We start from the raw sequence: 15,363 nt of genomic DNA, 5'->3' as shown, positions 1-15,363 counted from the left end.
GTGTTGTTATTGAATAAGAAAACGATTATCCGTACATTAGAAAAAATTGCATTATATATGGAATTGCTGGGGGAAAACCATTTCAAAGTATCTGCATTCAGAAAAGCGGCCAACGTACTTGAACTGGATCCACGCAGCTTAACCGATATGGATGATATTTTAAAGCTGAAAGGAATCGGAAAAGGGACAGGTGCTGTCATTACCGATTTGTTGGAAAAAGGGGAATCCGACCTTCTAAAGGAAATGGAAGAAGCGGTGCCAAAAGGGCTCATCCCAATGTTGAAAATTCCGGGACTCGGCGGAAAAAAAATCTCCAAACTGCGTGAGGCAATCGGCATCGATTCAATTGAATCGCTACGTGCGGCATGCGTTGCGGGAGAAGTCAGCAAAGTTCCTGGTTTCGGTAAAAAGACCGAAGAGAATTTTTTGAATGAAATTGAAATTCTAGGGACTAGGCAAGGGAAATTCCCAATTTGGCAGATGGAAAAAATCGTTACGTTCGTTGAATCAGAACTGCATCTGATTCCGGAAATCAGCCACTTTTCTGTCGCTGGGAGTTACCGCCGAACGGAAGAAGAAAGCAGTGATGTGGACTTCATCCTCGTGACGGATGAACCAGCAATTGTTCGGGAAAAACTACTTGCAACTTTGCCGCTTCTGTCGACGATTGCTGCAGGTGATGCAAAACTGTCTGTGACACTCGACTTGGAAGAAGCGATTGACGCCGATTTCCGCTTCGTAAAGGCGGAACAGTTCGCAAGCGCTATCCATCACTTCACAGGCTCGAAAGATCATAATGTCCGGATGCGACAACTTGCAAAATCCAAGGGCATGAAAATAAGTGAATACGGAGTGGAGAATGAGGACGGTTCCGTTGAGACGTTCAATTCAGAGGAACAGTTTTTCGCCCACTTCGGATTGCCATTCATTCCACCTGCGGTCCGCAGAAATGGCAGCGAAATCGATCGTGTCGATGAACTTGCAGGGCTAGTGGCACTAGAGGATATCCGTTCAGACCTTCATATGCATACGACTTGGTCAGATGGCGCATACTCGATTCGTGAAATGGTTGAGGCATGCCGGACTAAAGGCTATGCCTATATGGTCATCACAGATCATACTCAGTACTTGAAAGTTGCGAACGGTCTCACACCAGAACGACTGCGTGAGCAAATCGCAGAAATTCGTACGTTAAATAAAGAATACGATGACATCGAAATATTTTGTGGAACGGAAATGGACATTCTTCCTGACGCAACGCTCGATTTTGATGATGATCTCCTCAGTGAACTTGATTTTGTTATCGCGTCCATTCATTCCAACTTCAGTCAATCGCAGGATGTGATAATGGAACGGCTTCACGCGGCGATTAAAAATCCGCATGTCGATATGATTGCACATCCGACGGGTCGAATTATTGGACAACGAGAAGGGTATAATCCTGATGTGCCGCAACTCATTCGTTGGGCGAAAGAATATGGTAAAATACTTGAGTTAAACGCAAGTCCGTACCGTCTTGATCTTGCGAAAGACCACCTTATTATGGCGCAGGAACAGGGTGTAAATATCGCTATTAATACGGACGCACATGCAATTGACCAACTGAGTCATATGAATACTGGCGTGAATTATGCTAAGAAAGCCTGGCTGAAAAAAGAAACGGTCGTTAATACTTGGCCACTTGATAAATTTATCCGTGAGATAGTGCGGAAGTGAAAGGAAGTGTAAGACATTGGAAAACCGTGTCTTAAAAACACTTGAGTTCGATAAAATCCGAGATATGGCAGCAACCCATTGCACGTCATTTGCCGGTCGTTCTTATATGGAAAAATTAGTACCCGTAAGCGATTTTGACGAAGTTGTAAAGTTACTTGAGGAAACGGACGAAGGGTTATCGATACTTCGAGTTCGTGGCAATGTGCCGATGGGGGGAATTAGTGATATTAGACCCCATGCCAAACGTGCGCAAATGGGCGGCATGCTGAGTGCATTTGAACTAATGGAAACGGCTAACACAATTCGTGCAAGCCGGAATCTACGGCAATTCATCGAAGCGATTGTGGCGGACGAAGATATTGAAATCCCGCATTTTATTGCGAAAAAAGAAGCCATTCCTGTATTGACAGGATTGGAACATGAAATCAATGCATGCATCGATGACAATGCGCATGTAGTAGACAGTGCATCGGGGTCGCTTCGTACCATTCGGCAAGGCTTGCGAATCCAGGAAGGTCGCGTGCGCGAGAAACTAGAGAGTTATACGCGGGGCAAAAATGCAGCAAAAATGTTATCGGACGCAATCGTCACAATCCGCAACGACCGTTATGTCATTCCTGTAAAGTCGGAGTACCGTTCGCATTACCGTGGCGTCATCCATGATATGTCTTCTTCTGGCCAAACATTATTCATCGAGCCGGATGCGGTGGTGCAGGCAAATAACGAAATTAGAAGACTGAAACTTCAAGAACAGGAAGAAATAGAGAAGATTTTAATAGAGTTGTCTGCTAAAGTGCAAGAAGTCGCTCATGATTTATTCACGTTAGTAGCCATATTGTCAGAAATTGACGTCATTCTTGCAAAAGCAAAATTTGGGATTGCTCATAAATGTACGAAACCTGAAGTGAACAACAAAGGTTATATACGCTTAACAAAAGCAAGGCATCCTCTATTGTCGATTGAAGAGGCGGTAGCGAATACAATCGAATTCGGTAAAGACATAACCACTATTGTCATTACCGGACCGAATACAGGCGGTAAAACAGTCACGTTGAAAACGGTAGGACTCTGTACGCTCATGGCACAGGCTGGCTTGCCAATCCCCGCGCTCGATGGCTCTGAGGTGGCTGTGTTCGATTCGGTCTATGCAGATATTGGGGACGAGCAGTCAATTGAGCAAAGTCTCAGTACATTCTCATCGCATATGGTGAATATTGTTGACATATTAAAAAAATATGATGAGCGTTCCCTAATTATTTTTGACGAGCTCGGTTCAGGTACAGATCCACAGGAAGGGGCGGCACTTGCCATCTCGATTTTGGATGAAGTGCACGGGCACGGCGCGAGAGTGATGGCTACAACCCATTATCCTGAATTGAAGGCTTATGGATATAATCGGCCGGGCGTCGCCAATGCTAGCGTTGAATTTGACGTTGACACCCTTAGTCCAACATATCGATTGCTAATAGGGGTACCAGGCCGCAGTAATGCGTTCGAGATTTCGAAGCGTCTAGGATTGCAAGACCGTGTCATAGAACGTGCTAAAAAGTTCACGGGTACAGATCGCGGGGAAGTGGATTCAATGATATTGTCGCTTGAGACAAGCCGTGTCCAATCCGAAAAAGATGCCGAAGAAACGCATGAAATTCTTTTGGAAACGGATCGACTGAAACGTGAACTGGAAGAAAAACTTGCAACATTCGACAGCATGAAAGAACGGATGGAAGAAAAGGCTAAAGACAAAGCGAGAAAAATTGTTCAAGACGCAAAAAGGGAAAGCGAAGCGGTTATATCAGATTTACGTGCAATGCGTCTAAATGTCGGTGCCAATATAAAAGACCACGAACTAATTGAAGCTCGGAAACGTTTAGAAGGTGCCGCACCAGTGGAAGCAAGCAAGAAAGTGATCAAAGCGAAGGCAGCACCGAGGGCCTTGCAAATAGGTGACGAAGTGAAAGTGCTGAGCTATGGCCAAAAAGGAACACTAATCGATAAGGTTTCAGATAATGAATGGATTGTCCAAATCGGCATCTTAAAAATGAAGCTTGATCAATCAGGTCTCGAGTACGTTAAACCTGAAAAAGAGAAAATATCTTATATATCGACCTCTGTAAAGGGAAGAGATTCAAACGTTAAACTTGAACTCGATCTTCGCGGCGAGCGTTATGAAGATGCAATCATTCGCACGGAAAAGTATTTAGATGATGCAATCCTATCTAATTATCACCAAGTTTCTATTATCCACGGAAAAGGAACAGGTGCATTAAGGCAAGGCATTCAGCAATATTTGAAAACCCACAGGCGTGTCAAAACGTATCGGTTCGGCGAATCAGGCGAGGGTGGACATGGCGTTACTGTCGTAGAGTTGAAATGAAAAAACAATTACGCCTCGGCGTAATTGCGTCCAGATTTTGAATCGAGCTTGAGGCCTACAGGATGTAGGTCATGCAACCGTTGCCGCAGGACGCGGCGATCTTAGGTTGCCTTCATTGACTCCTTTCAAAATCTGTGACATCCGCCGAAGGCTTTATCAGGGAGGAATTGAACTTTATTCCTCCTCGTTCAGCGGGCGTTTGGACACCCGCTGAACAGGAATACAAAACCGCATTCATCTCCCACCTATGGAGGTGAGAGTCTTCTGCTGAATGAAGATAAAGTTATAGGATAAATGAAATAGTTGAAACCTTTTACGTTCCAATCCGTAAAGGAACGAACGAACGAACTTAAAAGGAGTCGAAAATTATGACGAATACTGGATTTTGGAGTCATCCTTTAGTAGAAACAGCAGGCTACTTCAGTGTAGTTGTCCTTTGTCTTGTCGTTTCGATGGTTCTTTTTGAGCTCGTTACGAAATATAACAACTGGGAAGAAATTCGCAAAGGAAATGTTGCTGTTGCCCTTGCTACTGGCGGAAAGATTTTCGGGGTTGCAAATATTTTCCGCTATTCGATTGAACAGCATAATTCATTGCCCCAAATGATTGGATGGGGATTGTACGGTTTTATTTTACTCGTATTCGCATATTTATTATTTGAATTCTTAACACCCAAATTCAACATAGATAAGGAAATCGAAGCAGATAATCGTTCTGTTGGCTTCATATCTTTGACGATTTCCGTAGGGTTATCATTCGTAATTGGAGCAAGTATTTCATAGGAGTCGTGAATTCATGGAGAGATTATCGAAAATACTAATTGTTGTCTGTGTCTTATTTATTTTAGTAGGCATATACTGGATGACATCTAATACACCTTGACCAGTTTATACTGGTCAAGGCTTTTTTAATGTAAATGTAATTTTTCAATTGTAACCTGAAACATTAACAACTATAATTAAATTAGGAATATTCAAAGAACTGTAGATAAGAGAAGAGGGGGCTAAAAAATGACAACGAAACCTTGGCTAGATTTATATCCTGCCGAAATTTCAAAGACACTCGATTATGAGCGAATTCCTCTACAGGAATATCTAACGAGGTCCAGTAACAAGTATCCTGATAAAACCGCTATGCATTTTCTAGGAAAAGATATTTCATTTAAAGAGTTTCATCAATCGGCTTTGAAGTTTGCAAACTATTTGACGACAATTGGAATTAGTAAAGGGGACCGGGTGGCAATTATGTTACCAAACTGCCCGCAAAGTGCAATTGCCTACTATGGTATTTTGTATATCGGCGCAGTTGTTGTTCAAACGAACCCTCTTTACACAGAACGTGAAGTGGCTTATCAGATGACGGATTCCGGAGCAAAAGCCATCATTTCACTCGATATTCTATACCCGAGAATTTCAAAAATTGTTAAGGAAACAGAACTTGAGCATGTCATCATCACAGGAATAAAAGATTACTTACCGTTCCCTAAAAACTTAATTTATCCTTTTATTCAGAAGAAGGAGCATGGGGTCAAAGTGAAAGTTGAACACCGTGGCATGAATCATCTATTCACAGAAATAATGAAATCTGCAAAACCGGATCCAGTCAGTTATACATTTGATTCTGATGAGGATATCGCGTTGCTACAATATACGGGCGGAACGACGGGACCGCCAAAAGGTGTCATGTTAACACATGCTAACCTTATTGCCAATGTGAAGATGTGTGATGCATGGTTGTATAAATGTAAAGAGGGCGAAGAAGTAGTAATGGGCATCCTGCCTTTCTTCCATGTTTACGGAATGACAACTGTACTGATTCTTTCCGTGATGCAAGGTAATAAAATGGTCCTCGTACCTAAATTCGATTTCGAAACGGCACTGAAAACAATTGATAAACAGAAGCCGACTCTTTTTCCAGGCGCACCTACTATATACATCGGATTATTGAACCATCCTGATTTAGAAAAATACGACCTATCTTCCATAAAGGCTTGTATAAGCGGTTCCGCCGCCTTGCCGATCGAAGTTCAAGAAAAATTCGAAAAAATAACCGGTGGAAGGCTTGTTGAAGGATATGGTCTGACAGAAACCTCACCAGTATCACATGCGAACTTTGTATGGTCGGAAGAACGAATGAAAGGATCAGTCGGTGTTCCTTGGCCGGACACGGATTCCTGCATACTCGGCCCAGATTCAATAGAACCTTTGAAGAATGGAGAAATTGGTGAAATTGCAATTAAAGGTCCACAAGTGATGAGGGGATACTGGAACAGACCGGAAGATACGGAGCAGACTTTTCGCGACGGCTGGTTCATGACAGGAGATCTTGGATATATGGATGACCAAGGTTATTTCTATGTTGTTGATCGAAAAAAAGATATAATCATAGCGAGTGGATTTAATATATACCCACGAGAAATTGAAGAGATTCTTTATGAACATGAGGCAGTACAGGAATGTGTCGTTGCTGGTATTCCTGATCCATACAGAGGCGAAACAGTCAAGGCATATATTGTTTTAAAACAAGGTGCTACTGTAACTGAAGAAGAGCTTGATAAGTATTGTAGGGAAAATTTGGCGTCATTTAAAATACCACGACTATATGAATTCCGAAACGAGCTGCCTAAAACTGCTGTTGGGAAGATACTACGCCGTGCTCTTGTCGATGAAGAGAAAAAGAGGGCTGAGAAGGAATTGCTTCCACTGTAAGGGAATACTTGACACGAAGGTAAATAGCGACTAATATGAAAATATGAATGAATCATCATTCATATTTTCTATTGGTGGTGATTAAGTATGAAACGAGATAAACCGAAATATAAACAAATAGTGAACGCGGCGGTTATTGTAATCGCTGAAAATGGTTATCACCAAGCGCAAGTGTCTAAGATTGCGAAAGAAGCTGGCGTTGCGGACGGAACAATCTATCTCTATTTTAAAAATAAAGAAGATATTCTAATATCCGTCTTTAAAGAGAAAATGGCGATTTTCGTAAACTACGTTGAAATTATTTTGAAACAAGATATCGACACATCCGAAAAATTATTCAGGATGATTGATAATCATTTCCGTGTACTTCATAAAGACCGTCACCTTGCAATTGTAACTCAGCTTGAACTCCGACAATCTAATAAGGAGTTAAGGGTCCGTATTAATGAAGTCTTAAAGGAATATCTAATGCTTCTTGATGCCATTTTGAAAGAGGGAATCGAAAACGGAGCACTAAATACCGGTCTTGATGTCCGGCTTGCAAGACAGATGGTATTCGGAACAATTGATGAAACTATCACTTCATGGGTGATGAATGATCAAAAATATGATTTAATGAAACTATCACCCGAAGTACATAGGCTGATTATGAATGGAATGAAAGCTTAAGAAGGATGGGATGAAATGGAGTTTCTAAACGTTTTAGTTGACGATGGGGTGGCGGTAGTGACAATAAACAGACCGCCTGCGAATGCGCTTTCACGAGCACTTATCCTTGAAGTGGATGCATTGCTCGATAAAGTGGAGCACGACGAATCTGTTAGAGTCATAGTCTTACATGGGGAAGGTAAATTCTTCTCTGCAGGTGCGGATATCAAAGAGTTTACATCCGTTACTACAGGTGAAGAATTTTCAAAATTAGCGGCCAGCGGACAAGAAGTTTTTGAACGTCTCGAACAATTCTCGAAACCAGTTATAGCAGCTATTCATGGGGCAGCATTAGGTGGTGGGCTTGAACTGGCAATGGCTTGTCACATTCGATTCGTCACTGAAAGTGCAAAACTTGGAATGCCAGAATTGCAACTGGGACTAATTCCTGGGTTTGCTGGAACACAACGTCTTCCTCGCTACGTCGGCATGCCGAAAGCCGCGGAAATGTTGTTAACGAGTGATCCTATCAGTGGAGTAGAAGCAGCACAACTTGGACTTGCCAATCAAGCCTTCACAGACGAAGAGTTACTTCCGAAATCAATGGCGCTTGCAAAAAAAATTGCTAAGAAAAGTCCTGTTGCGGTCAAGTTTGCACTTCAGATGCTTCAGTATTCAAAACCAGCTTCTTATTATGAAGGTGTGAAAGCGGAAGCTGATTCATTTGGTAACGTTTTCATCTCTGAAGATGCTAAAGAAGGAATTCAAGCATTCTTAGAAAAACGAGTTCCAGTATTTAAAGGAAAATAACCAAAAAGTTGAGGGGGTATGCAATATGAACATATATGTTTTAGTTAAACGGACATTTGATACAGAGGAAAAAATTACAATCTCAAACGGTAAAATTGCCGAAGACGGTGCGGAGTTTATCATTAACCCTTATGATGAATACGCAATTGAAGAAGCCATCCAAGTACGGGACGCAAATGATGGTGAAGTAACTGTTATAACAATTGGTGGAGAAGACGCTGAAAAACAACTTCGTACAGCGCTTGCAATGGGTGCTGATAAAGCAGTGCTTATCAATACTGAGGATGATCTAGATGAAATGGACGAGTTTACATCTGCTAAAATCATCGCTGAGTACTTGAAAGATAAGGAAGCTGATTTGATTCTTGCAGGAAATGTTGCAATCGATGGTGGTTCTGGACAAGTTGGTCCGCGTGTTGCCGAACTTTTGGGCATCAACTGTGTAACGACAATCACGAACCTTGAAATTAGCGGAACTTCAGTCAAAATCATTCGTGATGTTGAGGGAGATTCTGAAACGATTGAAACGTCACTTCCACTCTTAGTGACTGCACAGCAAGGTCTAAATGAACCTCGCTATCCTTCACTTCCAGGAATCATGAAAGCCAAGAAAAAACCGTTAGAAGAGCTAGAGCTTGATGATCTAGATCTTGAGGAAGAAGATGTGGAAGCTAAAACACAAACAATAGAAATCTATCTTCCACCGCAAAAAGCTGCTGGACGTATTCTTGAAGGGGATACGAGTGATCAAGTGAAAGAACTTGTTAATCTACTTAAAACTGAAGCTAAAGTAATCTAATCTGACTTTTAATTGTAATAGGAGGGACTATAGATGTCTAAAAAAGTAGTAGTACTTGGGGAAGCACGAGAAGGGGCATTGCGTAACGTTTCGTTTGAGGCGATTGCAGCTGCTAAAAAGGTATCCGGAGGCGGAGAAGTTGTCGGGCTCTTGCTCGGCGATGCAGTACAATCGTTAGCGGAAGAAATGATCCATTACGGAGCGGACCGTGTGATCACTGTTGAGCATCCACATTTGAAGCTTTATACTTCCGATGGCTTCAGCCAAGCATTCATGGCTGTTTATGATCAGGAGAAACCGGATGCTGTTGTTTTTGGTCATACGGCTCTTGGAAAAGATCTTTCGCCTAAAATTGCTAGTAAACTAGCATCGGGTTTGATTTCTGATGTAACTGCTATTGAAGGAGAAGGCGATGCGGCAGTATTTATCCGTCCTATCTTCTCCGGTAAAGCATTCGAAAAAGTGAAAAATAAAGATGGATTATTGTTTATAACAGTTCGCCCAAATAACATTGCACCGTTAGAGCATGATGCAAACCGTTCTGGCGAAGTAACAGCGGTACCTGTTGAGGTTGCTAATCTACGGACAATCATTTCTGAAGTTATCCGTAAATCGACAGATGGCGTCGACCTTTCGGAAGCGAAAGTTGTTGTTGCAGGGGGGCGCGGCGTGAAAAGTGCAGAAGGCTTTGAACCACTGCAAGAACTTGCATCACTATTAGGCGGAGCAATCGGTGCTTCACGCGGGGCATGTGACGCTGACTACTGTGACTATTCATTACAAATCGGACAAACGGGCAAAGTTGTTACACCGGATCTGTACATCGCTGCAGGAATATCGGGTGCAATCCAGCATATGGCGGGCATGTCCAACTCGAAAATAATCGTGGCTATCAATAAAGATTCAGAAGCGAATATTTTTAAAGTAGCTGACTACGGTATTGTTGGAGACCTATTTGAGGTTATTCCAATGATGATTGAAGAAATCAAAAAGCTTAAAACGAACTGATTCAAAAGTAAGCGCCCTCATTAGCAGGGCGCTTACTTTTTTTGCAGAGCATATATTTAGGTCGGGATATAGCAGCATGCTATAATACGATCATAGGTTATCTAATAAGAGGAGGAAATATATTATGGCTATTATTCACGCAACTGATCAGAACTTTGAAGAGAACATTAAAGAAGGATTAGTCCTTGTAGACTTTTGGGCACCTTGGTGTGGACCTTGTAAAATGATCGCTCCAGTACTTGAAGAACTAGACGGCGAAATCACAGGGAAAGCAAGTATTGTTAAAGTTGACGTAGACGACAATCAGGAAACAGCTGGTAAATATGGCATTATGTCAATCCCTACTTTGGTTCTTTTCAAAGACGGAGAAATCGTCGATAAAGTTGTCGGTTTCAAACCGAAAGAAGCACTTGCAGAATTGATTACAAAGCACGCTTAATTATTAACATAATTCAGCAACAACGCCTAAGTTACCGATAGAGAGGAATGGAATATAATTCCTCCTCTTCGAGCTGAAGCCTCTGGCGGATGTCGAGGGTATTGAATGGAGTCAATCGAGGAAACTCCAATCAATATCTTAGCGTAAATACATTGAGGCATATTTGAAAGTATAACCGGGTCCCTTCAAAGGCTCCCGGTTTTTTTGGTAGGTGAAATAGATGAATGAACTAATTTCAGAGAAGTTGGCTATATTACCGGAGTTGCCGGGTTGTTATTTAATGAAAGACAGGCAAGGGACAATTATCTATGTCGGCAAGGCAAAAGTTTTGAAAAATCGTGTGCGCAGTTACTTTACGGGAAGCCATGACGGGAAAACACAGCGACTGGTTGGGGAAATTACAGATTTTGAATACATTGTCACATCTTCAAATCTGGAGGCTCTTGTTCTTGAATTGAATCTGATCAAACAGTATGATCCGAAATATAATATCATGCTAAAGGATGATAAAACGTATCCGTATTTAAAATTGACTGCTGAGCGACATCCGAAACTAATTATTACAAGACAAGTCAAAAAAGACAAAGGAAAGTATTTTGGTCCATACCCAAATGCATTTGCCGCTGGGGAAACAAAAAAATTACTTGACCGACTTTATCCTTATCGAAAATGTTTAACGTTGCCGGACCGAGCTTGTTTATATTACCACCTTGGCCAATGCCTTGCACCGTGCATCAATGAAGTGAGTACTGATACGTACAAAGAAATGGTGGACGACATCAGCCGATTTTTAAACGGTGGTTATAAAAAAGTAAAAAAAGAATTAACAGAGAAAATGTCTGCTGCAGCGGAAAATCTGGAATTTGAACGCGCAAAAGAATATCGTGATCAGATTGCTAATATTGAAGCGGTCATGGAGAAACAAGCGATGACCATGAATGATTTCACGGATCGTGATATTTTCGGATTTGCAGTCAATCACGGCTGGATGTGTGTTCAAGTCTTTTTTGTCCGTCAAGGAAAGTTGATAGAACGGGATGTGTCACTTTTTCCACTTTATCAAGAACCTGAAGAGGAATTGCTGACTTTCATTGGCCAATTTTATGGAAAATCGCAACACTTGATTCCCCAGGAAATACTTTTGCCACAAGGAATCGATAATGTAATCATCAGTAGGCTTCTCGATGTCAATGTATTCATTCCACAGCGCGGAAAAAAGAAGGATCTCGTCCAATTGGCAGTCAAAAACGCAGAGATATCATTGTCAGAAAAGTTCCATCTCATTGAACGTCAGGAAATGCGGACAATCGGTGCATGTGAGGAACTTGGCAAAGCGATGAACATCACAGTTCCTTTACGTATTGAAGCATTTGATAATTCACATATGTATGGCGCTGATGCAGTTTCTGCAATGGTTTCATTTGTTGACGGGAAACCGAATCGAAAAGATTACAGAAAATATAAAACGATGACCGCGGCAGCGCACGACGATTATGGTGCAATGCGTGAAGTTGTACGGAGACGTTATATTCGTGTGTTGAAAGATGATTTGCCATTACCAGACCTTATTGTTGTTGATGGGGGTAAAGGTCATATGGAGTCTGTTAGGGAAATCATTGAGGATGAGTTGAATTTATCCATTCCCATTGCGGGACTTGCAAAAGATGAGAAGCACCAAACAGCACAACTCCTTTATGGTAACCCGGTTGAAATGATACCACTTAAGAGGTCGAGTGAAGGATTTTACTTATTGCAAAGAATCCAGGATGAAGTGCATCGATTTGCAATCACGTTCCACAGACAACGCCGCGAAACGAATTCATTGACGTCAGCACTGGATGGATTGCCGGGAGTTGGGCAAAAACGGAAAACGATGCTGTTAAGGCATTTTGAATCCGTAGAAAAGATTCGCGAAGCTACGATTGAACAATTGCAAGAAGCAGGACTACCTGTAGGTGTAGCAAAATCAGTTGAAGCGCATTTTCGCGAGATGGCATTGCGGGAAAAAAAGTAATATGGTAAGGTGAAACCAATGAATTTTTTCACTAATACATTTATATGTAGTGAAGATAGAGGTGCGGTAACCAATAGTAGATCCACGGAAGGCGGCAGCCTAATGAAAGGGATTGAAAGGGGTATTCGCCGAAGCGGATGAATCGTCTGTCACGATTGTCATGCTGGATTTCCATTGAATAAGTGGAGATTTGTCAGGTATGGAAATACCTGGAGGGCTATCTGGATGGGGCGTCTCTTCGGGGATAGCTCCAATCAGACCGGCTCTCATACTTTTGAGGGCCGTTTTTGCATTCAGGGGAAAATGGAGGAAAAATCATGGGACGTATTGTAATGAAATTCGGAGGGACATCAGTTGCAAATCCAGAGAGAATTGCACGGGCTGCAACACTTGTTAAAAATGAGGTTAATCGTGGAAACCAAGTGGCTGTCATTGTCTCTGCGATGGGTAAAACAACAGATGAACTATTAAGGTTGGCAATGGAGATTAATCCCAAAGCAGGACGGCGCGAATTGGATATGCTTCTTGTAACAGGAGAACAAGTAACAGCGTCTTTACTTGCAATGGCGATTACTGCACAAGGGTTAGAAGCACGGTCATACACAGGTTGGCAAGCAGGGGTAACGACAGAGGCTGTTCATGGTAATGCAAGGATTGAACAAGTTAATGCTGACAAAATTCAAACCGCACTAGAATCAGGCGCGGTTGCAGTAATCACTGGTTTCCAAGGAATTGATAATAACGGTGAGTTGACAACACTTGGTCGCGGTGGTTCCGATACGAGTGCCGTCGCAATTGCGATTGCACTCGATGCAGCTAGTTGTGATATTTACACGGACGTCGAAGGGGTATTTACGACGGACCCAAGATTGATCGAACAAGCGACGAAACTTGAGGAAATATCTTACGATGAAATGTTGGAAATCGCTAACCTTGGTGCGGGTGTGCTTCATCCAAGAGCAGTTGAGTTTGCAAAAAATCATCAAATGCCGCTTCGGGTAAGACCGGCTCATATGGACGGAGTAGGAACAGTTATCAAGGAGGAAATCGATTTGGAAAACAATTTAATTGTACGTGGCATCGCTTTTGAGAGAGAAATTGTACGGATTACAGTGATGTATGAAGTACCTTATAATGGCTCACTTGCTAATATTTTCACTGCACTCGCGAAACAACATGTAAACGTCGACATCATTGTTCAGACAATTATGGAAGGCGTACAGCCGTCTGTGTCATTTTCCATCAAAAAAGAGGATTTCGCAGAAGCGATAAATGTTTTGGAGACCGAAAAAGAATCGCTCGGTTACAGTCGGGCAGATTTTGAAGTAGGACTGGCGAAAGTTTCAATCGTGGGCAGTGGAATGGTATCGAATCCGGGAGTTGCTGCGCAAATGTTCGACACGCTGAGGAACGCAACCGTTCCCGTGAAAATGGTGAGCACTTCTGAAATCAAAGTCTCCGTAGTCATTCCTGAATCGGATATGGAGAAAGCAGTTGCAACACTTCATGAGCAATTCGGTTTAGATAGAAAGTAAAGTAGAATTAAAAGAAGATGCACCCAATTCCGGGGCATCTTCGATTCATACTTCAATTTTGGTTTTTAAATCCCATTTGACTTGAAAGTGCACCAAACCGTCTTTCATTTCACCGTAGCATTCAGTCAGAAGTCCATTTAACTTTTGATATTGTTCTGCAATGAAGCCCGCTTCAAGTTGACAAGATCTATTTTGGTTATTTGTCCCAAAATCGTTTTTCATCGAATAAAACGCTTCATCCTTTTCAGTCTTATCAAGCTGAAGTGGACCCCAACCGGCTTCCGTAAAGAAAATGGGTAGTTCATCAATACTGAAAATGGGGAATTTTCTGGCCACATCTTTTCCAGCCCAGTACAGAATGTCATCTTCGTGGTTGCCGAGAATACTAGGCAACACGTGGTCCCGTAAAAGTTCATAGCCGAATCGGGTCGGCGTATCGTATGTAATGTTTTCCAATCGAACATGCAACCCTTTCGGTTAAATGATAGAATCAGTAAGTCTAATGGCATAAAAGAGTACTAGATTAAGGCGTGGCAAAAAGCCTGAATCGTCTTGACCTCTTCAAAACTGAGGAGTACAATGGTTATGTCATAATATTGTACCATGAAGAGGTACGCCGTCAACATTTGCTTCGTGTCGAAACGATGGCAGACGACGATTGGCGGACTCAGTTAATAAGGGAGGGTAAAAGACTTGTCAAGAGAATCAGATTTCTATTTACGTCGTCTTCATTCGTTGCTCGGAATCATTCCGGTGGGGCTTTTTCTAGTCCAGCATTTGGTCATTAACCATTTTGCAACACGAGGTCCAGAAGCATTCAACACCGCTTCCAATTTCATGGGGAGCTTACCATTCGTTCTATACCTCGAATGGTTTATCATCTACATTCCACTCATGTTCCACGGATTCTATGGTGTGTACATAGCTTTCACATCAAAAAACAACGTACAACGATACGGCACTTTCCGTAACTGGATGTTTATGCTACAACGCATAACTGGCGTATTCCTAGTTGTGTTCATCGCATGGCATATTTACCAGACTAGAGTTCAAAAAGCATTAGGTGCTGATGTGGACTTTAATATGATGGAAGATATTTTGTCGAATCCGTTCATGCTTGCATTTTACATTGCGGGAGTTATTGCGGCAACATTCCACTTATCAAACGGTATTTGGTCATTCCTAGTAAGCTGGGGATTAACACAATCACCGCGTTCACAGAAAATTGTTACATATATTTCAATTGTCGTATTCCTAGTTCTTTCGGTAATTGGTGTACAAGCACTATTTGCTTTTGTTTAATTTGAATCAA

At 42.0% G+C, this 15,363-nt stretch carries 13 protein-coding genes and 1 riboswitch; of the genes, 12 read left to right on the top strand and 1 reads right to left on the bottom strand.

Going from position 1 to position 15,363, the window contains the following annotated elements:
* Nucleotides 1–9: 9 nt before the first annotated feature.
* The 11 genes from polX (at nt 10) to AC1TO4_RS08480 (ending at nt 14,051) form a co-directional block, all read left to right on the top strand.
* Nucleotides 10–1,716 carry a DNA polymerase/3'-5' exonuclease PolX gene (gene polX / locus AC1TO4_RS08530; RefSeq protein WP_482104979.1) on the top strand — a complete coding sequence of 569 codons (1,707 nt, stop codon included), beginning with the start codon at nt 10–12 and terminating at the stop codon, nt 1,714–1,716.
* 64 nt (nt 1,717–1,780) lie between these two features.
* Nucleotides 1,781–4,090 carry an endonuclease MutS2 gene (locus AC1TO4_RS08525; RefSeq protein ID WP_482105161.1) on the top strand — a complete coding sequence of 770 codons (2,310 nt, stop codon included), beginning with the start codon at nt 1,781–1,783 and terminating at the stop codon, nt 4,088–4,090.
* Nucleotides 4,091–4,458: 368 nt separating this feature from the next.
* Nucleotides 4,459–4,872 carry a DUF350 domain-containing protein gene (locus AC1TO4_RS08520; protein WP_482099710.1) on the top strand — a complete coding sequence of 138 codons (414 nt, stop codon included), beginning with the start codon at nt 4,459–4,461 and terminating at the stop codon, nt 4,870–4,872.
* Between the two features lie 228 nt (nt 4,873–5,100).
* The gene (locus tag AC1TO4_RS08515) at nt 5,101–6,798 is read left to right on the top strand and encodes a long-chain-fatty-acid--CoA ligase (RefSeq protein ID WP_482104978.1); all 1,698 of its coding nucleotides are present in this window, start codon (nt 5,101–5,103) and stop codon (nt 6,796–6,798) included.
* An 87-nt stretch (nt 6,799–6,885) separates the two neighbouring features.
* Nucleotides 6,886–7,467, top strand: coding sequence for a TetR/AcrR family transcriptional regulator (locus tag AC1TO4_RS08510; protein ID WP_482104977.1), 582 nt, complete (start codon nt 6,886–6,888; stop codon nt 7,465–7,467).
* A gap of 15 nt (nt 7,468–7,482) precedes the next feature.
* Nucleotides 7,483–8,256, top strand: a complete 774-nt coding sequence (locus AC1TO4_RS08505; protein ID WP_482104976.1) for an enoyl-CoA hydratase — start codon at nt 7,483–7,485, stop codon at nt 8,254–8,256.
* Nucleotides 8,257–8,281: 25 nt separating this feature from the next.
* Complete coding sequence (locus AC1TO4_RS08500; RefSeq protein WP_482099706.1) at nt 8,282–9,055, top strand: electron transfer flavoprotein subunit beta/FixA family protein; 774 nt, start codon at nt 8,282–8,284, stop codon at nt 9,053–9,055.
* Between the two features lie 33 nt (nt 9,056–9,088).
* Entirely contained in the window at nt 9,089–10,063 is a 975-nt protein-coding gene (locus AC1TO4_RS08495) for an electron transfer flavoprotein subunit alpha/FixB family protein (protein ID WP_482104975.1), read from the top strand.
* Nucleotides 10,064–10,187: 124 nt separating this feature from the next.
* Nucleotides 10,188–10,502, top strand: a complete 315-nt coding sequence (trxA, locus tag AC1TO4_RS08490; protein WP_482099704.1) for a thioredoxin — start codon at nt 10,188–10,190, stop codon at nt 10,500–10,502.
* A gap of 220 nt (nt 10,503–10,722) precedes the next feature.
* Nucleotides 10,723–12,516, top strand: coding sequence for an excinuclease ABC subunit UvrC (gene uvrC / locus AC1TO4_RS08485; protein WP_482104974.1), 1,794 nt, complete (start codon nt 10,723–10,725; stop codon nt 12,514–12,516).
* Nucleotides 12,517–12,564: 48 nt separating this feature from the next.
* Nucleotides 12,565–12,744: riboswitch (Lysine riboswitch) on the top strand.
* Nucleotides 12,745–12,833: 89 nt separating this feature from the next.
* Entirely contained in the window at nt 12,834–14,051 is a 1,218-nt protein-coding gene (locus AC1TO4_RS08480) for an aspartate kinase (protein ID WP_482099702.1), read from the top strand.
* A 45-nt stretch (nt 14,052–14,096) separates the two neighbouring features.
* Here AC1TO4_RS08480 and AC1TO4_RS08475 read toward each other — a convergent pair whose 3' ends face one another.
* Complete coding sequence (locus tag AC1TO4_RS08475; RefSeq protein ID WP_482099701.1) at nt 14,097–14,507, bottom strand: YslB family protein; 411 nt, start codon at nt 14,505–14,507, stop codon at nt 14,097–14,099.
* 237 nt (nt 14,508–14,744) lie between these two features.
* Between AC1TO4_RS08475 and AC1TO4_RS08470 the strand changes: the two genes are divergently transcribed.
* Complete coding sequence (locus AC1TO4_RS08470) at nt 14,745–15,353, top strand: succinate dehydrogenase cytochrome b558 subunit (protein WP_482104973.1); 609 nt, start codon at nt 14,745–14,747, stop codon at nt 15,351–15,353.
* The last annotated feature ends 10 nt before the right edge of the window (nt 15,354–15,363 follow it).

Source organism: Sporosarcina sp. Y838 (assembly GCF_056786515.1).
The sequence above is the reverse complement of the archived record's forward strand: the minus strand, read 5'-3'. Positions and strand labels throughout refer to the sequence as shown.